20 protein-coding genes are annotated in these 22,557 nt (G+C 72.3%); 12 read left to right on the top strand and 8 right to left on the bottom strand.

The window, feature by feature from the left end; genetic code table 11:
- The first annotated feature begins 239 nt into the window (after positions 1-239).
- The 4 genes from Q9S36_RS10140 (at position 240) to Q9S36_RS10125 (ending at position 2,229) form a co-directional block, all read left to right on the top strand.
- Entirely contained in the window at positions 240-1,085 is an 846-nt protein-coding gene (locus tag Q9S36_RS10140; protein WP_311285005.1) for a GDSL-type esterase/lipase family protein, read from the top strand.
- A gap of 11 nt (positions 1,086-1,096) precedes the next feature.
- Positions 1,097-1,435, top strand: a complete 339-nt coding sequence (locus Q9S36_RS10135) for a GNAT family N-acetyltransferase (protein WP_396653744.1) — start codon at positions 1,097-1,099, stop codon at positions 1,433-1,435.
- 93 nt (positions 1,436-1,528) lie between these two features.
- Complete coding sequence (locus tag Q9S36_RS10130) at positions 1,529-1,750, top strand: hypothetical protein (RefSeq protein ID WP_311285003.1); 222 nt, start codon at positions 1,529-1,531, stop codon at positions 1,748-1,750.
- Positions 1,747-2,229, top strand: a complete 483-nt coding sequence (locus tag Q9S36_RS10125; protein ID WP_311285002.1) for a hypothetical protein — start codon at positions 1,747-1,749, stop codon at positions 2,227-2,229. Before Q9S36_RS10130 ends, Q9S36_RS10125 begins: the two co-directional genes overlap by 4 nt.
- Before the next feature lie 56 nt (positions 2,230-2,285).
- On the opposite strand, the gene Q9S36_RS10120 is transcribed toward Q9S36_RS10125, so the two are convergent.
- Both Q9S36_RS10120 and Q9S36_RS10115 read right to left on the bottom strand, forming a co-directional pair.
- Complete coding sequence (locus tag Q9S36_RS10120; RefSeq protein ID WP_311285001.1) at positions 2,286-2,516, bottom strand: hypothetical protein; 231 nt, start codon at positions 2,514-2,516, stop codon at positions 2,286-2,288.
- 97 nt (positions 2,517-2,613) lie between these two features.
- Complete coding sequence (locus Q9S36_RS10115; RefSeq protein WP_311285000.1) at positions 2,614-3,387, bottom strand: alpha/beta hydrolase; 774 nt, start codon at positions 3,385-3,387, stop codon at positions 2,614-2,616.
- A gap of 71 nt (positions 3,388-3,458) precedes the next feature.
- On the opposite strand from Q9S36_RS10115, the gene Q9S36_RS10110 reads away from it, so the two are divergent.
- The 3 genes from Q9S36_RS10110 to Q9S36_RS10100 are packed head-to-tail and all read left to right on the top strand — an operon-like array spanning position 3,459 to position 7,870.
- Positions 3,459-4,613 (top strand): exonuclease SbcCD subunit D, encoded by a 1,155-nt coding sequence (locus Q9S36_RS10110; RefSeq protein ID WP_311284999.1) that lies wholly within the window; start codon positions 3,459-3,461, stop codon positions 4,611-4,613.
- Complete coding sequence (locus Q9S36_RS10105; RefSeq protein WP_311284998.1) at positions 4,610-7,669, top strand: SMC family ATPase; 3,060 nt, start codon at positions 4,610-4,612, stop codon at positions 7,667-7,669. The genes Q9S36_RS10110 and Q9S36_RS10105 overlap by 4 nt, the downstream gene beginning before the upstream one ends.
- Before the next feature lie 21 nt (positions 7,670-7,690).
- The gene (locus Q9S36_RS10100) at positions 7,691-7,870 is read left to right on the top strand and encodes a hypothetical protein (protein ID WP_251455478.1); all 180 of its coding nucleotides are present in this window, start codon (positions 7,691-7,693) and stop codon (positions 7,868-7,870) included.
- Between the two features lie 24 nt (positions 7,871-7,894).
- On the opposite strand, the gene Q9S36_RS10095 is transcribed toward Q9S36_RS10100, so the two are convergent.
- From Q9S36_RS10095 to Q9S36_RS10075, 5 genes are all read right to left on the bottom strand, one after another.
- A complete protein-coding gene (locus Q9S36_RS10095; RefSeq protein ID WP_311284997.1) occupies positions 7,895-8,452 on the bottom strand; it encodes a nucleoside phosphorylase in 558 nt (185 codons plus the stop codon).
- Positions 8,449-9,951: a lipase maturation factor family protein gene (locus tag Q9S36_RS10090; protein ID WP_311284996.1), complete on the bottom strand. Its 1,503-nt coding sequence runs from the start codon at positions 9,949-9,951 to the stop codon at positions 8,449-8,451. The genes Q9S36_RS10095 and Q9S36_RS10090 overlap by 4 nt, the downstream gene beginning before the upstream one ends.
- A gap of 3 nt (positions 9,952-9,954) precedes the next feature.
- A complete protein-coding gene (locus Q9S36_RS10085) occupies positions 9,955-11,418 on the bottom strand; it encodes an NAD(P)/FAD-dependent oxidoreductase (protein WP_311284995.1) in 1,464 nt (487 codons plus the stop codon).
- A 69-nt stretch (positions 11,419-11,487) separates the two neighbouring features.
- Positions 11,488-12,057 (bottom strand): response regulator transcription factor, encoded by a 570-nt coding sequence (locus tag Q9S36_RS10080; RefSeq protein WP_311284994.1) that lies wholly within the window; start codon positions 12,055-12,057, stop codon positions 11,488-11,490.
- Positions 12,058-12,127: 70 nt separating this feature from the next.
- Entirely contained in the window at positions 12,128-13,582 is a 1,455-nt protein-coding gene (locus Q9S36_RS10075; RefSeq protein ID WP_311284993.1) for a HAMP domain-containing sensor histidine kinase, read from the bottom strand.
- Between the two features lie 91 nt (positions 13,583-13,673).
- On the opposite strand from Q9S36_RS10075, the gene Q9S36_RS10070 reads away from it, so the two are divergent.
- The 4 genes from Q9S36_RS10070 (at position 13,674) to Q9S36_RS10055 (ending at position 16,836) form a co-directional block, all read left to right on the top strand.
- Entirely contained in the window at positions 13,674-14,855 is a 1,182-nt protein-coding gene (locus tag Q9S36_RS10070; protein WP_311284992.1) for a hypothetical protein, read from the top strand.
- Between the two features lie 113 nt (positions 14,856-14,968).
- Positions 14,969-15,439: a hypothetical protein gene (locus tag Q9S36_RS10065; RefSeq protein WP_311284991.1), complete on the top strand. Its 471-nt coding sequence runs from the start codon at positions 14,969-14,971 to the stop codon at positions 15,437-15,439.
- 164 nt (positions 15,440-15,603) lie between these two features.
- The gene (locus Q9S36_RS10060; RefSeq protein WP_311284990.1) at positions 15,604-16,182 is read left to right on the top strand and encodes a hypothetical protein; all 579 of its coding nucleotides are present in this window, start codon (positions 15,604-15,606) and stop codon (positions 16,180-16,182) included.
- Positions 16,183-16,233: 51 nt separating this feature from the next.
- Positions 16,234-16,836 carry a hypothetical protein gene (locus tag Q9S36_RS10055; RefSeq protein WP_311284989.1) on the top strand — a complete coding sequence of 201 codons (603 nt, stop codon included), beginning with the start codon at positions 16,234-16,236 and terminating at the stop codon, positions 16,834-16,836.
- 3 nt (positions 16,837-16,839) lie between these two features.
- Here Q9S36_RS10055 and Q9S36_RS10050 read toward each other — a convergent pair whose 3' ends face one another.
- Positions 16,840-18,918, bottom strand: coding sequence for an NAD(+) synthase (locus tag Q9S36_RS10050; protein WP_311284988.1), 2,079 nt, complete (start codon positions 18,916-18,918; stop codon positions 16,840-16,842).
- Positions 18,919-18,989: 71 nt separating this feature from the next.
- Between Q9S36_RS10050 and Q9S36_RS10045 the strand changes: the two genes are divergently transcribed.
- Positions 18,990-22,535, top strand: coding sequence for a TM0106 family RecB-like putative nuclease (locus Q9S36_RS10045; protein ID WP_311284987.1), 3,546 nt, complete (start codon positions 18,990-18,992; stop codon positions 22,533-22,535).
- Positions 22,536-22,557: the final 22 nt, after the last annotated feature.

Raw genomic sequence — 22,557 nt, 5'->3', positions numbered from 1 at the left:
ATCGCTAGGATGCCGCTGCCCCCGGTCCGGGGAATGTTCCATTATGCTCAACGTCCCGCTCTGCGACCCCGTCTCACACCCCCTGCGCCGCAGTTCCGGCATCCTCACGTCTTGTGGCGGCGATGCGGAGGGTGTATTTTTCGCGCACCGGGGCACCCGACACCCGCCGCCACGCCGCCACTTCGCGACGTCGTCCTCTGCCGAGCCTCGCCTCACCACGCCGTGAATCGGAGGACGTCATGCATGCAGGGAAGAAGGTCGGCCGCGCGCTCGTCGCGCTGCTGGCAGGAGCCGCGCTGGCCGCGGGATCGATCGCCGGTGCAAGCGCGGCGGCTGCTGCGCCGCCGCCGGGAAAGGGCGGCGGCGGGGGAGGGGGAGGCGGGGGAACGAGCCTCCCCAACAGCGTCGCAGCGCTCGGCGATTCGATCACGCAGGCCTCGATGACCTGTTTCACCCTGTACACGTGTCCGGTGAACAGCTGGTCGACGGGCTCGGATTCTCTCGTGCAGTCGCACGTCACGCGGCTCAAGGCGCTGGGTGCGAAGATCCGCTCCACCGGCAACTACGCCGTCCCCGGCGCCGAGTCGGCCGACCTGCCGGGCCAGGCGTCGCGCGCGGTGTCGCAGGGCGCGAAGTACGTCACCGTGCTCATCGGCGCCAACGACGCCTGTGCCGACTCCGTCGGCTCGATGACGCCCGTGGCGTCGTTCCGGTCGAGCATCGACGCGTCTCTGTCGTCGCTCGCCCGCAGCTCGTCCTCGCCCGTCATCTTCGTCGCCAGCATCCCCAACCTGCAGCGTCTGTGGGACATCAACGTCGGTCACCCCTCGTCGCTGTCGTCGATCGCGAGCAGATGCCCCGCGCTCGCGCAGGATCAGGCGGCGGTCCAGGCGCAGGTCGATGCGTACAACGCCGAACTCGCCGCCGCGTGCTCCGCGACGGCACGGTGCATGTGGGACGGCGGCGCTGTCGCGAACACGGACTTCACCCGCGCGGACCTGGCCTCGGATTCGTTCCACCCGTCGCGGTCCGGCCAGGCCAAGCTGGCCTCGGTCACCTGGGAGGCAGGGCCCTGGACACCGTGATCTGACGAAGGATCGAGCGCGAACCGCACCCCCGCGGACGGAGTTACCCTGTCGGGATGAACGACCTGACCTTCTCTCACGAGCCGGACGCCTCGCGGTACACGCTGCTGCGCGGTGACGACCTGGTCAGCGTGCTGGACTACCGCGACGACGGACGCACGGTGGCGATGACCCGCGCCTACACGATCCCCTCGTTCCGCGGCCACGGCTACGCCGCCGAGCTCGTCGACCGCGCTGTCACGGAGCTCGAGCGCGCGGGCGACCGCGCCGTCATCCCCGTCTGCTGGTACGTCGCCGACTGGTTCGCCGACCACCCCGACCGGCGCGGAGTGCTTGCGCGCAGCGCCTGAACTCCGCCCTGCGTGGGCGGGCCCCTCTTGTCAAGACCCTCCTGTCGTCCGCGTTCAGGGGCGAAGGTGGAGGCTGGACGAGAGGAGCCCAGCATGGAGCGAGAACTCCCCGAAGGTGTGATCGACGCGGCCCCGCCCGGCGGTTTCGACCCGGTCGGCGACGGCGAGACGGCGGAGCGGAACGACGCCGCGACCGGCTCGGAGCAGCTGGCGGCAGAGCACTCGCCGCCCGACGACCCGGCCGCCGGCGAGGCGGTGCGGCAGGGCGCCGATCCCGATCTCTCGACCGACGACGAGGAAGGCGACCGATCATGAGCGGCACGACCGAGAACGAATTCGAGAATCCCGGTGGGAACTACCCCGACAGCGGGAAAGAGACTGCTCAGCGCGACGACGACGCGCGCCGCGACGAGGAGCCCGCCACCCCCGCGGCGCCCGAGCCCACGCACGAGGCTGTCGGGATCGGCGTCGTGCCGAGCCCCGACCATCACGGGCAGGACGGCGGTCGCGACACCCTGACGGTGAGCGAGGCGCAGCGCACCGAGGGCGGTCTCGGCACCGAGCAGGAGCAGAGGCTCCCCGCCATGTCGCAGAATGACGCCTCCGATGTCGACAAGGTGGCGGGGATCGTCGCCCAGACCCGTTCGGATGTCGGGGACCAGTCGCTCGACCGCATCGCCGACGTGCTGCGTCAGAGGCTCGTGCAGGCCGGCGTCGAGCTGCCCGACGATGAGATGCGGGAACTGGCCCGCCAGGTCTCGACGGGAGACGACGGAGACGAATCCGCGCGCTGACCCTCGATGCGGTCATCGAAAGCGCCGTCCGCCCTCCCGGGGCGGGCGGCGCTCTCTTACGCGGTCGCGCACGCGGTCGAGCAGTTCGCGGTCGGCTGTGCCGAGGCTGCGCCCGTCCGCGCAAGCCGGATGCCGCGACCGACGAGATCGGCGAGGCGGGCGCGACGCGACGACGACCGCGGTGCCGGCGGTCGCGCGGCGATCGCTGCGTTCACCAGGATCTCCCGGTCGCGTAGGGCGGACTCGTGGCGGTGCTGGTGTTCGGCGGCGGTGACGATGTAGAGCATTTCTCCTCCTGGGCTCGATGACTCGAACGCAGGGGGAGCGGACGTGATTTCGCGGATTCGCCGGGTTGGCAGAAAAGCGACCGCGCGTGGCAGTCGATCAGGTGCGGTCGAGGAAGCCCAGGATCCGGTGGGCGGCGGGGCCGGCATCCTTGATCATCGTCTCGTGCCGATGCCCCGGGATCTCGGTCAGTTCGGCGTTCGGGATCATGCGCGCGACGTCCACGCACCACTCGCGCGGGGCCACCGGGTCCTTCTGGCCGCGCATCACCAGCGCGGGCACCGTCACCCGTGGATACGTGTCCTCGGGTCGATGGGCCAGGACCGCCTTCAGCTCGCGCCGGAAGTTCGGCCACGACCGCAGGTACTCCCGGGCGCCGATGAACAGCACGCGGGGGTTCTCCCGGATCAGATCGCGACCCAGACGGAGCGCCTGCTGGTGCCACGTCCGCGCCCGGGCATCGACCGTCGGGGCGATGAGGACGATGCTGCGCACGAGCTCGGGATGCCGCACGGCGACCTCCGCCGCGATCTGACTGCCCATCGAGTGGCCGACGATCACCGCGGGCGACGTGCCCCGGGCGCGCAGGAGCGCGGCGATGTGGTCGGCCGCGCGCTCCATCGACAGCGTCTTGGGCGGTTCGGGCGCCTCGCCGTATCCGGGCAGGTCGACCGCGAGCACGTGGCCTGCCGATGCCAGCCGCGCGGTCAGCCTGATGAACACGGAGCGTCCCATTCCGAGACCGTGCAGCAGGACGAACGTGTGCGGTCCCGAGGATCGCTCCTCCTCGACGATCATGGTCGCGCCGGCGTGGGTGAACTCGTAAGGCGCGGTCGCGCCAGGTCCGTCGGCGCCGAGTTCGTCGTCGGGCATGTCCCCAGGTTATCCGGCGAACCGCGACCGGCTTCACCGGCGATGTCGGACGCTCGGCTTACCGTGTGAGCATGCGCATCCTGCACACCTCGGACTGGCACATCGGGCGGTCGTTCCACGGCCATTCCACGCTCGATGCGCTCGCCGGCGTGCTTCGTGCTCTGGTCGCGCAGGTGCGCGAGCACGACGTCGATCTCGTGATCGTCGCCGGCGACGTCTTCGACTCCGCCGCACCCTCGGCCGCCTGCTATCCGCTGCTCACCTCGACCCTGCGCGACCTCGCCGACACGGGTGCGCGCGTCATCGTGACCAGCGGCAACCACGACTCGGCCGCCCGCCTGGGCTTCCAGTCCGGACTGCTGCGCGACGGCATCCATGTGGTGACCGACCCGGCATCCGTCGGCACTCCCGTCACCATCGATGACTCACACGGCCCGGTCCACATCTACGCGCTGCCGTTCCTCGAGCCCGCGCTCGTGCGCCACCTGTGGGACGACGTCGAGCTTCGCACGCAGCAGCAGACCATGTCGCATGCCATGGGGCTGGTGCGCGCGGACCTGGCCGGCCGCGGCGGTCGATCCGTCGTGGTGTCGCACTGCTTCGCAGCGGGTGTCGAGGCGACGCCGGGAGTGGAGCGCGAGATCCGCCAGGGCACGCTCGACGTCGTGCCGCTGTCGGTCTTCGACGGCCCCGACTACGTCGCGCTCGGCCACATCCACGGGCGGCAGCGGCTGTCCGACCGCGTGCGGTACGCCGGAGCGCCCTTGCACTACAGCTTCGGCGAGGCCGACAAGCCGCGCGGTTCGTGGCTGGTCGACCTCGACGGGGCCGGCCTGGCGACGGCCGTGTGGCTCGACCTGCCGGTTCCGCGCCGCCTGCGGACCCTTCGGGGGACGCTCGAGGAGCTCCTCACCCACGACCGGTACGCGGACGCCGTCGAGGACTGGGTGTGCGTGCAGTACACCGACCCCACACCGCAGAGCGACCCGATGCGGCGTCTCCTGGCGCGCTTCCCGCACTGCGCGACGGTGATGCACCTTCCCGACTCGGCCCGAGCGGATGACGGCCTCAGCTACTCCCATCGGGTGCGAGCGGCGCGTTCGGACGCCGAACTCATCGACGCCTTCCTGACACATGTGCGCGAGGGCGAGGGCGCCGGCGCACGCGAGGCCGAGATCATCCGCGACGTCATCGGCGAGCGGATCGTCGCCGAGGCGCGGGCGTGAGACTCCACCGGCTTCGTCTCGAGGGGTTCGGGCCCTTCCGCGATCGGCAGGAGGTCGACTTCGACGCGTTCGCCGACGACGGCATCTTCCTGATCGCCGGGCGCACCGGTGCGGGCAAGTCCAGCGTGCTCGACGGCGTGTGCTTCGGCCTCTACGGCGGCGTACCGCGGTACGACGGCAGCGAGAAGCGCATCCGCAGCGACCACTGCGCGCCCGACGACCCGACGTCCGTCTCGATCGAGTTCACGACGGGAGGCCGGCGGTGGCGGGTGACGAGGTCGCCCGAGTACGAGCGGGCGAAGAAGCGGGGGAGCGGCACCACCACGGTGGCGGCCGAGGCCCAGCTCGACGAGTACGTCGGAGGAGCCTGGATCGGCCGGGCGTCGGGCGCGCGCTCGGTGGCACTCGAACTCGACGACGTGCTGGGGCTCAGCCAGCAGCAGTTCCTGCAGGTCATCCTGCTGGCGCAGAACCGTTTCGCGCAGTTCCTGCTGGCCAAGAACGATGAGCGGCAGAAGCTGCTGCGCCGGCTCTTCGGCACCCGGACCTACGAGGATTACCAGGTCGCCCTCGAGGACCGGCGTCGGGAGTCGGAGCGCGCGCTGGCCACCGCGGGCGACGGGGTCGCGCTTCTGCTCGCCGAGGCGGACCGCGTGCTCGCCGCCGCGGGACTGGCGGCCGACGCCGGGAACGACAGCGGAGTTGACAGCGAGGAAGCCGTCGGTGACGGCAGCCCGGTGGCCTCACCGGGCTCGCGTCTCGAGGCGGCGGAGCGCGGCGTGCAGCGCGCACGGTATCGCGCCGAGAGCCTGGGGCGCGAGAGGGACGCCGCTGACGATGCGCACCGCCGCGCCGAGGCCGAGCACGCGCGCGCGACGACGCTCCACGAGCGGCAGCAGCAGCGCCTGCACTCGCGCGCGGCCCTCGCCGCGTTGGAGGCCCGCGACGAGCAGATCGCCCGTGACCGGCAGACGCTCGCGCACGCTCAGGTCGCCGAGGTGCTGCGCGCACCCATCGAGACGGCCGAGCGGGCCGAGGCGGCGACCCTCGCCGCTGCGCGGGCCGCCGACGATGCGCAGCGTCGACTGGCGGCCGCGGTCGACGGCTTCGACGAGCTGGACCTCTCCGTCTCGGACGACGACCGCGCTCTGCAGGATGTGGTGTCGGACCTGACCGGACGTATCGCGGTGTGGACGGCGGCGCTCGAGAGCGAGCGGATGCTCGAGGCGACGCTTCGTGTCATCGCTGAGCGCACGAGCACGCTCGCCGAGCTCGACGCGAGCGTGGCCGAGATCGCGGGTGCCGTCGCCGACGTGCCCGCGCGTCTCGAGGCCCTGGACGCTGACCTGGCGCGGGCGCAGGGTCCGGCAGACGCCGTCGATGAGCGGCGGGGGCGGCTGTCCGAGCTGGAGTCGATGCTGGCCGCGGCTCGGCAGGCGGTCGTGCACGCCGACGCCGCCCGCACGGCGGACGAGGCCTACCTCACGGCGAGCGCGACCCACGACGCCGCCCGTGCGGCGGTGACCGGGCTGCTGCAGCGCCGTCTCGCGGGCTTCGCCGGAGAGCTCGCGCACCGGCTGCAACCGGGTGAGCCGTGCGCGGTCTGCGGATCGGTCGAGCACCCCGCGCCCGCCGACCCGGCGGACGATCCCGTCACCGATGAGCAGATCGCCGCCGCGGAGGCCGCACGCGATGCCGCGGCCGCAGCCGAGACGGATGCCGCGGCCGCCGCGCGCGATGCCCGACAGGCGCTCGCCGATGTCCGTGCCCGGGCCGGTGGCGAGGACGTCGCCCGCCTCGTCGAGCGGCGCGATGCCGCCGCGGCGGACGCGGAGCGCGCCATACGCGCGGCCGAGACGGTGACGCGGCTGACGGAGGAGCGCGCCCAGCTGCTCGCCCTCGATGAGGCCGCCCGGGCGGAACGAGACCGCCTGGCCGACGAGCAGGCGCAGGTCCGCGAACAGCTGGCCGGCGCCCGTGCCCGAGCCGAGCAGGACCGCCGCATCGTGGACGAGGCGCGCGGCGCTCACGCCGGCGTCGCCGACCGGATCGCCGCGGCCACGCGCGTGCGCGATGCCGCCCGCACGGCAGCCGAGTCGCTGGCGGCACAGCGGACGACCGTGGCCGCCGCGATCCGCGCCCGCGAAGAGCGCGACGAACTGGTCGACGCGAGCGACTTCGACGACGTCGCCGCAGCGACGGCGGCTCTGCGCGACGCCGACACGCGCGCGGCGCTGGACGCCGGCATCCGGGATCACGACGCATCGCTGCGCGCGGAGCGCGACCGCCTGCGCGATCTCGAACTCGCCCTCGCCGGCGAGCCGGACGAGCCGATCGACCTCGCGGTGCCGCGCGCTGCTCTCGCAGCGGCGCGGGACGAGTGGAGCCGCGCTGTCGACGCGGCTGCCGAGGCCGCGCAGACGGCGCGCACGGTGAGCGACCTCGTGGACCGCGCCCACCGCGAACAGGAGGGGCTCGCCGGGCTCGCCGAGGATCACGAGATCATCGCCCGCCTGGCCAACACGGTGGCCGGACGCGCGCCCAACACGCATCGGATGACGCTCGAGTCGTTCGTCCTCGCGGCTGAGCTGGAGGAGATCGTCGAGGCCGCGAACGTGCGCCTGGCGGACATGTCGGCGGGTCGATACCGCATCCAGCACACCGACGCGCTCGCCGCTCGCGGTGCCGCGTCGGGGCTCGGACTCGAGATCATGGACGCCCACACCGGGGCGGCACGCCCCGCGCAGTCGCTCTCGGGCGGCGAGACGTTCCTGGCCTCGCTCGCGCTGGCACTGGGACTCGCCGAGGTGGTCACCGCTCGCGCGGGCGGTGTGCGCCTGGACACGCTGTTCATCGACGAGGGATTCGGCTCGCTCGACGACGACACGCTCGACCTCGCCATGCGCACCCTCGACGAGCTGCGTTCGGGGGGGCGCACCGTCGGGCTCATCAGCCACGTCGCCGCCATGAAGGAGCAGATCCCCGCGCAGCTGCGGGTCGAGGCGACGCCGCACGGGCCGAGCGTGATCCGTCAGGGTGCCGCCATCGTGGCGTGAGCGGGCTCGTATGCTGAGGGGATGAACAAGGGCACCTTCTGGACCATCCTGGCCGTCGTGCTGGCGATCGTGATCGCCTGGGTACTGGTCGAGGTGGTGTTCTCGGTGCTGTGGTTCGTCGTCAAGCTCCTCATCGTCCTCGCCGTCGCCGGCGTGGTGTTCCTGCTGATCCGAGGCGCGTTCGCCCGCTCCGGACGCTGAACCGTCTGAAGACCGGCGGAGTGGTCAGACGCCGTAGTCGCGACGGATCCTGTCGCGAAGCTGAGCACTGCACGCCGCCACGGTCTCCTGCCAGCTCAAGTGCGCGTCGTCCTGGGCGCGGTCCGACACCGACTTGAGGATGCGGATGGGCACGCCGAACCTGCCCGCCACCCACGCGTAGGCGTAGGCCTCCATGTCCACCAGGCCCGCGCCCAGCGGCCGGATGACCTGCACCGCTTCGGCGTCGTCGACGAAATGGTCGCCGGTGGCGATGGCGACCTCCCCGTCGCCGATCGCCACCCGCTGCGGCAGTGAGACGTGCTGGCCCACGATGCCGTCGATGTCCGTCACATCGTGCTGGATCGCCGTTCCCACCTCGTACACGTCGTGGGTCAGCCGCGGGTCGATCGCCCCGGCCGTTCCCACCACGACGATCTCTTCGTACTCTCCGGCGTCCAGCGCCCGCGTCAGCGCGTACGTGGCCTGCAGCTTGCCGGGCCCGGTGACCAGACGGTCGAATCCGGGAAGATCAGCGGGAAAGGCGACGAGTTCGGATTCGAGGGCGGCGACGAGGAGTCTCATCGTTCCATTCTCGCCGCACCGGTGCCGCGCAGCGCCGGCACCACGGTCCGCCGCCGGTCACGGACCCACCGGACGCCGTCCCGACGGTGCTCGTCCCGGGTGGCGAAGCGGTACCGGTACGACAGCGCCCGCACGAAAGCGGGCTTCTCTCCGGCGAACGGGTCGTGGGCGAGCAGCCGGAGCACGGCCGGGTCGGCGTCGAGCAGTCGGCCGAGGAACGCGGCGAACCAGTCCTCGTAGGTGCGTCCGAGCGGAAGGAACCACATCAGCCAGTCCAGGCGCAGGTGGTACGGGGCGAACTGCCGCGGGATACGCCTCACGTCGCCGGGCTTGCCCTTGAATCCGTACTCGTGCCACACGGCGGTGTCGGGGTCGGGATCCCGGGTGCCCTCCACGACGATCTCGACCCGCTGGCGCGTGACCGTGCCGAACGCGCCGTACGCGTTGGCCAGCTGCCAGCGGTTGAAGCTCGCGTTCATCAGCTGCCGGTGGGCGAACAGGTTCCGCATGGACGGGATGCTGATCCACACGTAGAGCAGCGCGACGCCCGACGTCACCACGACCCACCACAGCGGCATCCCGTCGACCAGCCACGGCGGGTCGGAGGGGGCCGGCCCCGCCGGAGCGCCGATGCCGGGAAGCCCCACGGCCGCGAAGGCGATCACGATCGTCGCCCAGTTCAGCCAGGCGAAGTTGCCGGTGATGACCAGCCACGTCTGCGTCGCGATGACCGCCGCCGCCGCGCCCGCTCCGATGATCGCGGGAACAGGCCCCGGCACCCACAACCCCAGCAACGGCGCGAACAGCAGCCAGGGCACCGCCAGCTGGGCGAGGTGATTGCCGATCACCTCGCCCCGGTGGAACCATGCCGGGAGCAGATGCGCCTGGCGGCTGAGCGGACCGGGCATCGGCTGGGTCTCGTGGTGATACATCAGCGCGGTCAGGTCGCGCCATTCCCGGCCGCCGCGGATCTTGATCATCCCGGCTCCGAACTCGAGGCGGAACAGCAGCCACCAGAACAGCACGATGACGGCGGTCGCCGGTGGCTGATCGTCCGACCCGAGGAAGGCCGCCAGGAACCCGGCCTCCAGGAGCAGCATCTCCCACCCGAAGCCGTAGAACGTCTGACCGATCGACACGATCGACATGTAGCCGAACCACACGAGCAGGAAGGCGACCATCGGCACCCAGGGCGGTCCGAGCTGGGGGATGCCGCACACCAGACTCGCCGACACGACGATGCCGCCCGCGCACAGGGCCGTGAGTCGGCGATCGGTGTAGCGCACCCGGCGGAAGAGGGTCGGTCGCAGCATCCGCCCCGCCCGTGGGGAGGATCGCGCCCACGCCAGGAGTTCGGTCGCCGGCAGCAGGCCGCGCTCGCCCAGGAGGGGACGGAACTGATTCAGAGATGAGACGAACGCCACCAGGAACAGCGCCGCGACGCCGCGCTGGAGCACCTGTCGCGCGAACGCGAAGTCGACCGCTGCGAAGCCGTCCATGGCTCACCCGGGGAAGAGGTCCTCGAGTTCGACGTGCACGCCCGAGAGGTCGGCGAGGGCCTGGCGCGCCGCGTACCACCCGGGCATCCCGGTCACGCCCGGCCCCGGCGGCGTGGATGCCGAAGCCAGGTAGACCCCGCGCAGAGGAGTGCGCCATGGCGTGCGCGAGAGCACCGGCCGCACGACCGCCTGGCGGATCGTGAACGCCCCGCCCAGGATGTCACCGCCGATGTCCGCCGGGTTGAACTGCGGTCGCTCGGCCGCGGTCATCGCCGACGACGCGACGATGCGGTCGCGGAACCCGGGGGCGAAACGCTCGAGCTGGCGCGTGACGACATCGGTCGGGTCCAGCGTCGAGCCCGACGGCACGTGGATGTACGCCCACAGCGTCTGTCCGTCGCCCGGCGCCCGCGAGTCGTCGAGCACACCGGGCTGCACGACGAGCGCGTACGGGCGCTCGGCCAGGCGCCCGGCTGCGACGGCGTTCTCGGCGGCCTCGATCTCGGCCCTGGTGCCGCCGATGTGCACGGTGGGCGAGCGCGCGAGGTCCGCGTGGGCCCAGGGCACCGGGCCGTCGAGGGCGAAGTCCACCTTCGCGGCCGCGGCCCCGTACCGGTAGCGCCCGATCGCGCGCGCGTATGAGCCCGGCAGGTCGGGATGGGTCAGCAGCAGCCGGGGGGTGGTGTCGAGCATCAGCAGGTCGCCGGCGTCGGGGTCGCCCCAGTCGAGGTCGCCGAGCCGCCGCACCCGACGTCCGGTCTCGATGCGTCCGCCGTGGGCGTGCAGGTCGGCCACGAGCGCGTCGGCGATCCGCTGCGCCCCGCCGCGGGGGTAGGCCCAGCCGTCGCCGGAATGGGCGTGAGCGGCCAGGAAAAGCCCGGATCCCGCCGCGGCCAGCGACGGCAGCGCCGTGTTCGCGTGCGCCAGGACGCCGGTCAGCAGCGCGGCGGCCCCCTCCCCGTGGAACGTGCGTCGACCCAGCGACGTGCCGCTGCGCAGCACACGGAGTCCGAATCGGGCGGCGACGACCGGATGCCGCGGCACACGCAGCAGCTGACTGCCGGTGAACTCCACCACGGCGTCGAGGTGGCGGCTCGGATGCCCCACCAGTCGTCGCCACGCGCCGCCGTCGCGCCCGAGCCCCGCCGCGGTGCGGTCGAGGTCCCGCCACGCGACCGCTGCACGACCCCCGTCGAGCGGGTGCGCGTAGGCGATGTCGGGCACGATCCACTCGATGCGCTCGCGCAGGCCGAAAGCGCGGAAGAAGGGCGAGCTGAGCGCGGCGGGGTGAACCGCCGAGCCGACGTCGTGGTGGTAGCCGGGAACGGTGAGCTCGCCGGTGCGGACCCCGCCGCCGATGCTCTCGGCTGCCTCGAGCACCTCGACGCGGTAGCCCGCGCGCGCCAGGGACACGGCCGCGGCAAGCCCGTTGGGGCCGCTGCCGACGATGGTCGCGCGCCGAACCATGGCACTCATCCTGCCACTGCCGCGCGCCTGTGTCCCGGGTGCCGCCGGCGCTGCCCCGGGACGCCGCCGTCAGGTCAGGCGGTACCCCACGCCGCGGACCGTCTCGATCCGACCGGATCCCAGCTTCTGCCGCAGATAGCCGATGTACACATCGGCGACGTTCGATCCCGGGTCGAAGTCGTACCCCCAGACGCGGCTCAGCAGCTGCTCGCGGCTGAGCACCTGTCCGGCATGACGAACGAGCTCCTCGGCGAGCGCGAACTCCCGCGCCGAGAGCTCGACGGCGTCGTCGCCGATCTGGGCGCGCCGGGTGCGGACGTCGAGCACCAGGTCGCGGTGGCGCAGCTCGGTGCCGGCGGCGGTCTCGTCGCGGCGCATGCGCAGGCGGATGCGCGCGACCAGTTCGTCGAAGCGGAACGGCTTGCCGAGATAGTCGTCGGCTCCGCCTTCCAGCCCGGCGACGGTGTCGTGCAGCTCCACACGCGCGGTCAGCATGATGACCGGCATCCGCGACCCCGACCCTCGCAGGTTCTCGAGCACGGCGAAGCCGTCCATGCCGGGAAGATTCACATCCAGCACGAGCAGGTCGAACTCGTCGCTCAGCGCCAGTTCGAGGGCCTCGGGACCCGTGGTGGTCACGCGCGTGGCGAACCCGCCGCGCGCAGCCCCTTGTCGATGAAGCCCGAGATGCGCGCCTCGTCGTCGGCGATCAGGATCGATGCCATGGCTGGTCTCCTTGTCCGGTGACGAGGGGAACGGCGATCACGAAGTCCGCGCCACCGCCGGGGGCGTCCACCACACGAGCCTGACCGCCGTGGGCGCGGGCGATGAGCTGCACGATGTTCAGCCCGAGACCGGTTCCGCCCTGCTCCTCGCTGCGCGGTCCACGCGTGAACCGGTCGAAGACCGACGGCTTCAGCTCGTCCGGAACACCGGGGCCGAAATCCCGCACCGACAGTTCGAGGGCCCCGTCGCGCACGGCGCTCGAGATGACCATGCGGCCGTCGCCGTGGGTGACCGCATTCTGCGCGAGCTGCAGCATCGCCTGGGTGATGCGAGCCGGGTCGACCGCGACGACGCGCTCGACCAGGTCGCCGGTCGCGGCATCCGCCCCATCGATGCCCTGCGCCTTGCGCACGATCTGGCGCACGAGGTCGGCGACGTCGATCAGCTCGGGCTTCACCGGGGAAGGGCCGTGGAGGGCGGCGGCGCCGGCGAGCTCCTGCACCAGCACCGCCATGCGCTCGAGCTCGTCGACGGCCAGCTCGCGGGTCTCGCGCACGTCGGCGGGGTCGTCGGGGTCGACGACCTCGAGGTAGCCGCGCACGATCGTCAGGGGCGTCTTCAGCTCGTGGCCGACGTCGCTGAGCAGCCGTCGCTGGGAGTCGAGCGCGCCGTCGAGGCGGTCGAGCATGTCGTTCATGGTCTGTGCGAGCTCCGACACGTCGTCGCGGCCGTGCACCGGGAGGCGGTCCGACAGCGACTGCGCCGAGACCCGCTCCGCGGTCTCGCGCATCTCTCGCAGGGGCCGCAGCAGGCGGGTGGTCACCAGCGCCGCCGCGGCCGCGGTCACCAGGATGGTCACCGCCGAGGCGATGGCGAACACACGGGCGGCGGTGTTGATCTCGGCGAGCTCGGCCTCGATGTCGTACGCGATCACGAAGACGGCACGACTGTCGGGCGCTGCGGCCACTGAGATCGGCGTCGCGAGGTACCGCCACGTCACGTCGTCCTCGGCGTAGGTGGCGATGATCGGCGCGTCGGAGTTGGCCTGCTCCACGACGTGGGCGACGAAGCCGGGGGCGGACTGCAGGTCGACGTCCAGCGGCACTCCGGGCACGAGGGCGGCGTCCCCGTCGACGAGGCCGATGACGCCGGTGTTGTCGTCGGGGGCGGCGCGCTGCACGACCGCCGCGAGCGCCTGCTCGGGGTCCTCCCACCTCCCGGTGTCGGGCGAACCCTGCTCCACGAGGAAGCGAGCCGAATCGAGATTCGCCTCGAGCAGGGAGTCGACCTGGCGCAGGATGCGCCCGCGCTCCTCCAGGTAGACCACGAACCCGACCGCCAGCATCCCGATCGCCGAGACCACCGTGATCACCGCGATCAGCCGCGTGCGCACCGACAGCGGGCGCGGCCGCAGGCGGCGTGGAGTCGGGTCGGTCACGTTCTCAGTATGTCCGCGGCGGCGGGTTCCGCGACGCGACCCTAAGAGAGGTCTCATCAGTCCCGGCTCCGGGTCGTGGTGTGATCGGAGGATGCCTGCCGATACCCGCTCTCGTGAAGAACTCCTGCTGCGCGAGGTGCTGGAGCTCGGCGACGAGGCTCCGGTCACCATGCTCTCGCGGGAGCCGTCCGGCGAAGGGTCGGTCGCCGGCTTCACGCTGGCCGAGTCGGGCGAGGAGCTGACGTACTTCGTCGACACGTCCGGGCGCGCGGTGGACAGAGAGACCGGCCTCGTGCTGGGCGAGCTCACCGCCCCCGAAGCGCGCGTGTGGCTGCACCCGGCCGACCCCCACCTGCCCGCGCTCGCGCCGGTGGCGTTCTCGGATGCCGCGGCCACACTCCTCGCGCGACTGGGCGTGACCGCCACCGGTGCCCCGCGCCTCGTCGCCTACCGTGCGGGCCGGCGCGCCGTGCTCAGCGTGGACGCCGAGGGCGGACGGCAGTGGGTGAAGGTGGTGCGGCCCGATCGCGTGGAACGGATCGTCGAGGCCCATCGTGCGCTCGCCGCGGCCGGTGTGCCGCAGCCCGCGCTGCGGGGGTGGTCGGACGACGGACTCGTCGTCATCGATCAGGCCGGGGGCGTTCCGGCGGCCGACGCCCTCGGCGCCGCCGGCGGGTCGATCGATCCGGATGCTCTGCTCGACGAGGTGGACGGGCTGCGGCGACGCATCGCGGGTGCCGCGCTGCGGTCGCCCGCCCGGACCGACATGACCCGGCGACTCGCGTGGTACGCCGACCGGCTGTCGGTCGTGCTCCCGGGGGAGCTGGCCGCCGGGGTGGCCCGCACCGTCGCGGCGGTCGACGGGGACTGGGAGTCGGGGGATCCGGTCGTGATCCACGGCGATCTGCACTTCGGACAGCTCTTCCTGGACGACGCGGCGGCCATCGCCGCCGTCATCGACGTCGACACCGCCGGCGTCGGGGCGGCATCCGACGACACGGGGGCGTTCCTCGCGCACGCGATCGCCAGCGCGATCCTGACGCCGCCGCCCCGCGACGAGCGCGTGTGGGAGCTGGCCCGCGCCGCCGCGCGGCGGTGGGATGCGGCATCCGCACCGGGCACGCGCACCCGCGCCGTGGCCCACCTCCTCGGTCATGCCCTCGGGGCGTGGGAGACGGGGGCGCCCGTGCGCGCCGCCCGCATCCTCGCCGCTGCGCACACCGTCGCGGCGGCAGAGGCACACGGGCTCGGGCGCTCCGCAGTGTTCGGCTAAGAGGGCTCTCACGTCCGGCTTGGATGCGTCTTACCGGCCGTCGGCACAGTGGAAGCATCCCGCCGGGGCCGATCATCCCCCCGGAGCCCCGGCGGAGTCGGAAGGAGAAGCTCATGAACGGTACGAAGCGGAAGTGGGTCGCCTACGGAGTCGCCGGCGCGGTGGGCCTCGTGGTGATCGGCGGAGGCGCCGCCGCCGCGGCGGCCAACATGAACCTGCGCTCAACGGACGGCCAGGTGGTCCCCGGCGGCGCGGTGACCGGCCCATCGGGCAACGTGCTCGACCGCGCGGGCGTCACGATGACGACGACCGACACCTCGGCATCCGTCGTCTCGTCGGCCTCGCCGACCCCGACGCCGTCGGCCCCGTCGCCCGCGAGCCCGGCCACCCCGCCGTCGGCGCCCTCCGGGCCGTCGCCGGTCTCGGCGGTCAGCGCCGCCACCCCGGTGCCCGCGCCGGCTCCCGCCCCCGCCCCGGCTCCCGCGCCCGCGGACTCGCCGGCGTCCGCGCCGTCGGCGCAGTCCGCGGCTTCGGCGGCCTCGGCGGCCTCGGCCGGCTCGGTCGCGTCGGCCGGCTCGGACTGACGCACCTTTGCGCGGGGCTCCGGATTCCCCCCCCCACCCGGAGCCCCGCGTTCGCGCGTTCGCCCGGGGACGCGGGCGCGGGGTGGTTCCGGGCACCTGCGCGGTTCGCCATGATGAGAGGGCACCGCCCCGCATCCGGGAACCGCGTTCAGGAAGAGGTCGTCATGGAATCCGTGCTGCTGGACACCCCGGCGGGAATCGCTGCGCGGCTGGGCTGGGACCCCCGCATGAGCGAGCACGATCGCAAGCGGATGCTGGCGAAGCAGCTCGTGGCCTCCCACCTCGGGGTCGAGCCTGCAGCCGTGCGTGTGGAGCGCGAGTCGCCGGCGCAGTTCGGATTCCACACCGAGCTGTTCGCCGAGGTCGACGGGGCCGAGGTGCCGGTGCGGATCAAGAACACCAGCTTCCGCGGCGCCACGGTCGTCGCGATCGCCGATCCGGCCGTCCCACTGGGGATCGACCTGCGGGACGCGTCGCCGGACGACGGGCAGCTGCGCGAGATGCGGCGGCACTCGCACCTGCTGGACGAAGCCGATGTGCCGACCCTGCTGGCGCACTGGACGCGGGTGCAGGCGGTGCTCGAGGCGGACGGGCGCGGCGCCCGCGTGAAGCCCGACCACGTGCGCCTGGACTCGCCGCTGAAGAAGGGCTGGGTGCCCGATCGTCGCGTCTCGTACCGACTGGCCGACCTGTCTCGGGACGGCTGGATCATCACCCTCGCGTACGGCGCGATCCCGGCCTGACACCCCGTCGGACGTCATGCGCCCGAAACGGCTGCGGTCGTACGCTGGAGCATGGAGTACACCGCAGCCGCAGCACCGTTCACTCCCGCGGGAACCGTCGTCGCGATCGTCGGCGACGGGGCCGCGGACGCCCTCGACGCACTCTCGGGCACACCAGGCGTCGAGACCCTCGCCCTGCACGACGACGAGCCGGCACTCGGCGCCCGTCGCATCGCGGCATCGCTCTCGCCGTGGGTCGTGCACGACGCGGATCCCCTGATCCACGTCGCTGCGGCGTGGGTGGAGCTGTACGAGGAGCGCTCGACGCTCGGCGCCCTCGATGTCGAGATCGAGACGGCGCTGTCGCGCTTCGGCGCAGGTGAGGCGATCATGCCCGACTACTACGTCGTGCTGGACGCGTCCTCGGCCGACGAGACGTGGCGCCACTGGTGGTGCGGAGCCCTCGGCTACCGCGCTCCGCGTCGGGTGCTGCCCGTCGACGCGCCCGCGAGCGGCACCGCGACGGCGATCCGGCGGCTGCTGACCAGCCTGCCCTCGTCGCGGCCCTGGCCCGATCCGGGGACGTGGCTGCCGGGCCTGGCGTTCGAGATCCCCGACCGCGTAGGCGTGCGCGACACCGCTGCGCGACCGCGCGGAGCCGCTTCGACGAGCTGAGGCTCAGTCCTCGACGAGCTCGGGGAAAGCGGCCTTCAGCTCGGCCAGCCACGCGTTGGCGTTGCCGTCCGACGGTGCGCGCCAATCACCGCGCGGCGACAACGAACCCGCGGCGGTCACCTTCGGGCCGTTCGGGATCGCGGAGCGCTTGAACTGGGCGAAGGCGAAATAGCGTTTCAGGAAGACCTGCAGCCAGCGGACGACGGTCGGCAGGTCGTACGCGTAGCGGTCGTCGGCGGGGAATCCGGGCGGCCACGCGCCGGCATCCTGGTCACGCCACGCATGGGCGGCGAGGAAGGCGATCTTCGACGGCCGCATCCCGTAGCGCAGCACGTGGAAGAGCGTGAAGTCGTGCAGGGCGTACGGACCGAGGCGGTCCTCGGTGGACTGGATCTCGCCGTCCTCGCCGACGGGCACCAGTTCGGGCGAGATCTCGGTGTCGAGCACCGACTGCAGCACCTCGCGCGCGCGCTCGGACAGCTGGGTCGAACCCTCGCCGCCCTCGCGATGGCTGATGACCCACCGGATCAGGTGCTGTATGAGCGTCTTGGGCACGCCGGTGTTGACGGCGTAGTGGCTCATGTGGTCGCCCACGCCGTACGTCGCCCAGCCGAGGGCGAGCTCGGACATGTCGGAGGTGCCGATCACCAGGCCGCCGTTGTGATTGGCGAGACGGAACAGGAAATCGGTGCGGATCCCGGCCTGCACGTTCTCGAAGGTGATGTCGTGCACCGGCTCGCCGTCCGAGAACGGATGGTCGATGCCGCGGAGGATCTCGGTGGCGGCGGGGCGGATGTCGATCGTCTCGATCGTCGCCCCGACCGCCTCCGCGATCGCGATCGCGTTGGACTTCGTGTGGTCGCTGGTGGCGAACCCCGGCATCGTGTACGCGAGGATGTCGCTGCGCGGACGCCCCAGCCGGTCCATCGCACGGGCGATGACGAGCAGGGCGTGGGTCGAATCGAGGCCCCCGCTCACTCCGATCACGGGCTTCGGGCCGCCGATGGCGCGCAGTCGCTGCACGAGCCCCGACACCTGAATGTTGAACGCCTCGTAGCAGTCCTGCGCCAGCCGCGCCGGATCGTCCGGCACGAAAGGGAAGCGGTCGAGGCTGCGGCGCAGTCCGACATCCGACGTGGGCGGCTCCACCGCGAAGTGCACGGTGCGGAAGGCGCTCGGGTCGGTGCGCCGGTTGTCGTCGAAGGTCCCCTGCCGCAGCCGGTCCTGACGCAGGCGATCCAGGTCGACATCGGCGACCGACATCAGCGGGTGCTCGGGGAAGCGCTCGGTCGAGGCCAGCAGGTTGCCCGCCTCGTAGATCATCGTCTGGCCGTCCCACGACACGTCGTTGGTGGACTCGCCCGCGCCGGCGGCCGCGTACGCGTAGGCGGCGAGGCAGCGCAGCGACTGCGCATGGCACAGGTGCGTCCGGTCGTCCGCCCGCGCGATGGTGATGGGGCTCCCGCTGAGATTCAGCAGCACGGTGGCTCCTGCCAGAGCCGCGCGGGAGGACGGGGGGATGGGGACCCACATGTCCTCGCACACCTCGGCGTGGACGACCAGGCCCGGCACGTCGAGCGCTTCGAAGAGCAGGTCGGGCCCGAACGGCGCCTCGAGATCGCCGACGCGGATGTCCTCACCGGACCGGTCATCGCCCGGTGCGTACCAGCGGCGCTCGTAGAACTCCCGATAGGTGGGGAGATAGGACTTCGGGGCGACGCCCAGCAGTTCGCCGCGATGGATGACGACGGCGCAGTTGTAGAGGCGGTTGCGATGGCGGAGGGGGGCTCCCACCACGAGCATCGGCAGCAGGTCCTCGGACGCCGCGACCAGTCTCTCGATGGCCGACTCGACCGCGTCGAGCACCGGATCCTGCAGCACGAGGTCCTCGATCGCGTACCCGGTCAGGCACAGTTCCGGGAAGACCGCGACGGCGACCGCGTCGTCGTGGCACACCCGCGCGGCGGCGAGCACGGCGTCCGCGTTCGCGGCCGGGTCGGCGATGGTCACGGGCAGAGTGCACGCGGCGATCCGCGCGAATCCGTGCCGGTAGACGTTGTCGAACTCCGGGGTCGTCCTCATGCGCCCAGTCTGTCAGGTGCCGGCCGGGCGGTGTCGGATGCGGCGGCTACTGTCGTTGAGGAAGGGGAGGCATGCGCTACATACCTGAAGAGGGCCGGCTCGTCTGGAGCGCCAGCGACCTCAAGGCCGCCGCGGAATGCGAGTTCGCGTGGCTGCGCGCGATCGACGCCAAGCTCGACCGGGTCGCGGCCGTGGAGGAGCCCGAGGACGCCACGCTGGAGCGCGCCGGTCGTCTCGGCCTGGTCCACGAACGCCGCGTGCTGGCCGACTATGTGCGGCGCTACGGCGCCGGCGTCGTCGAGGTGCCCGAGACGCGTTCATCGGATGCCGCGGGCATGACCCGCGCCGTGGAGCTCACGCGCGAGGCGCTCGACTCGGACGCCGACGTCGTGTACCAGGCGGCGTTCGCGACCGAAGGGTTCGTCGGCTTCGCCGATTTCCTCGTGCGTGACGAGTCCGGTCGCTGGATCGTGCAGGACACCAAGCTCGCCCGGCACGCCCGCGTGACCGCCCTCATGCAGCTCGCGGCATACGTCGATCAGCTCGACCTGTCCGGCGTCCCCCGCTCGGATCGCGTCGAGCTCCTCCTCGGGGACGGCAGTCTGAGCACCCATCGCGTCGACGACCTCATGCCCGTATTCGCGCTGCGCCGAGCCCGCCTGCACGCGCTCATCGCGGATCGGCGGCTGGACCTGCGCTCCGGCGGCCCGGCGATCGCGTGGGGAGACGATCGCGGCGATCTCGCCGTCGTCGCCTGCGGTCGCTGCGCCACGTGCGACCTCGAGGTCACCGCGCACCGCGACCTGCTGCTGGTCGCCGGCATCCGGCCCACGCAGCGCGAGCGGCTACGCCGCGCCGGAGTCGAGACCATCGACGACCTGGCAGCCGCGACGACGGGCCCCGCGGGCATGAACCACGACACGTTCACGATGCTGCGCACCCAGGCCCGGCTGCAGCTCGAGAGTCCGGCGGGCATCCCCGTGCCTCCCGATCCCGGCGCCGACGACGCGGCCGAGCCCCCGGTGCCGACGTTCGACGTCGTCGCTCCGACCGCGCTGGGCGCTCTTCCCCGGCCGGATCACGGCGACCTCTTCTTCGACTTCGAGGGCGATCCGCTGTACACCGAGCCGCCGGCCGCCGGTGCCGAGACCCGGTGGGGGATCGACTATCTGTTCGGCTGGGTCGACACCCGTGAGCAGTACAGCGCCCTGTGGGCTCATTCCTTCACCGATGAGAAGGCGGCCCTCGAGGCCTTCCTCGACATCGTCGCGCTGCGTCGGGAGCAGCATCCGGGAATGCACATCTACCACTACGCGCCGTACGAGCCGACGCACCTGCTGGCGATGGCTGCCCGTTACGGCGTCCGCGAAGCCGATGTGGACCGCCTGTTGCGCGACGGCGTCTTCGTCGACCTGTATCCGATCGTGCGTCGCGCGCTGCGGGTCGGCTCGCGGTCCTACTCGATCAAGAAGCTCGAGCCCCTCTACATGGGCGCCGAGGTGCGTACGAGCGACGTGCAGAAGGGCGACGACTCCATCGTGCGGTACGTCGAGGCCCGTGCGCTGGCCGAAGACGGCCGCGCCGACGACGCGCAGCGCATCCTCGACGACCTGGCCGACTACAACCGCTACGACTGCGTCTCGACGCGGCGACTGCGGGATTGGCTGGTCGACCGCGCTCGCGAGGCGGGGCTGCGGCCCTCGCCGAACCCCGTTCCCGACGATGCGTCGTACGAGCCGTCGCCCCGAGCACTTCAGCTCGCGGCGCTCGCGACCGGGCATCCCGACGACGCGCCCGAGGCGCGCTGCCTGCGCCTGGGTGCGGCGGCGATCGACTACTACCCGCGCGAGGCCAAGTCGTTCTGGGCGACGCATTTCCTGCGGCTGCGCGAGCCCCTGTCGCTGTGGGAGGAGACCCGCGACGTCGTGACGGTCGAAGCCGCGCGATCGCGTGTCGTCGAGGACTGGCACCTGCCCGAGAGCGGGCGCGGGGGGATGCGGCGCATCGTCGAGATCCGCGGCGAGCTCGCGCCCGGCACCCGTCTGAGCGAGGGTGCATCGCCGTTCGCGCTGTACGAGCTCCCCGCTCCGTTCCCGTTCGAGGCCGATCCGCGGTGGATCCACGCCTACCGGTCGGTGGCCGTCCGCGAGGTTCTCGACGACGGCGCGGTGATCGAGGAGACGGCTGTCGACGGCATGACGTGGACCGATCTCCCCCTCGCCCTCACCCCGGCTGCACCCCCGCGCGCGGGCAATCAGCAGGCCGCCATCGACGCATGGGCGGACGCCGTGATCGCGGGCGGCGACACCCTCCCCGAAGACCCCGCGACCGACATCCTGTGCCGTCGCACGCCGCGACGGACCGGTCTGGCCCCGGGCGGTCCCGTGGTCGCCGCCGCAGGTGACGACGTCGCGGCGATCGTCGAGGCGGTGCGCGACCTCGATCGCAGCTACCTGGCGGTGCAGGGCCCGCCCGGCACCGGCAAGACGTACGTCGGCTCGCACGTGGTCGCCCGCCTGGTCAACGAGCACGGTTTCAAAGTGGGCGTGGTCGCGCAGTCGCACGCGGTCGTGGAGCACATGCTCGACCGCATCGTCGCCGCCGGCGTCGCCCCGCAGCAGGTCGCCAAGGCGCCCAAGGATGCCGCGACCGCCGCCGCGGTGGCGTTCACGGCCATCCCCAAGAACGGGGTGGCCGCTTTCACCGCCGAGCACCCCGAGGGCTTCGTCGTGGGAGGCACGGCGTGGGACTTCAGCCACGAAGCGCGCATCCCGCGCGGAAGCCTGGACCTGCTCGTCATCGACGAGGCCGGGCAGTTCTCGCTCGCCTCGACGGTGGCGGTGTCGCTGTCCGCGACGCGCCTGCTGCTGCTGGGCGATCCCCAGCAGCTGCCGCAGGTCAGTCAGGGAACCCATCCCGAACCCGTGGACACCTCGGCTCTGGCGTGGGTGATGGACGGCGAGGACGTCATCCCGCCCGAGCGCGGCCACTTCCTCGCGCGCACGTGGCGAATGCACCCCGACGTCGCTCGTCCGGTGTCGAGGCTGTCGTACGGCGGAGAGCTGCGTGCGCACCCCGGCACGGCCCTGCGCCGGATCGAGGGCGCGACCGCGGGATTGCACCCGGTCCCGATCCGTCACCGCGGGCGTTCGACGCACGCGCCGGAGGAGGCCGCCGCGGTGGTCTCGCTCGTCCGGGACCTTCTCGGGCGTCCGTGGCATGACGTCGAGGTCGACGAATCCGGCTCACCGGTCCCCGTCGCACCCCGCCCCCTCGCCCAGGAAGACCTCATCGTCGTCACGCCGTACAACGCGCAGCAGATGGAGGTGGAAGCCGCGCTCACCGAGGCCGGATACGGCGACGTGCGCGTCGGCACCGTCGACCGGTTCCAGGGACAGGAGGCGGCGGTGGCGATCGTGTCCCTCGCCGCATCGTCCGGCAGGGACGCACCACGCGGGCTTGAGTTCCTGCTGCTGCGCAACCGGCTCAACGTCGCGATCTCGCGGGCCGAGCACACCGCCTACCTGGTCTACTCGCCGGGGCTGCTCGACGATCTGCCCCGCACCCCCGAGGGTGTCGCCAGGCTCAGCGCCTTCGCACGCCTGGTCGGTGCGTAGACTCCCGCACAACCGAGGAGGA

The sequence above is a fragment of the Microbacterium sp. ARD31 genome, from assembly GCF_031844425.1.
Note: the sequence above shows the minus strand (reverse complement) of the source record. Positions and strands in the feature narration are given on the sequence as shown.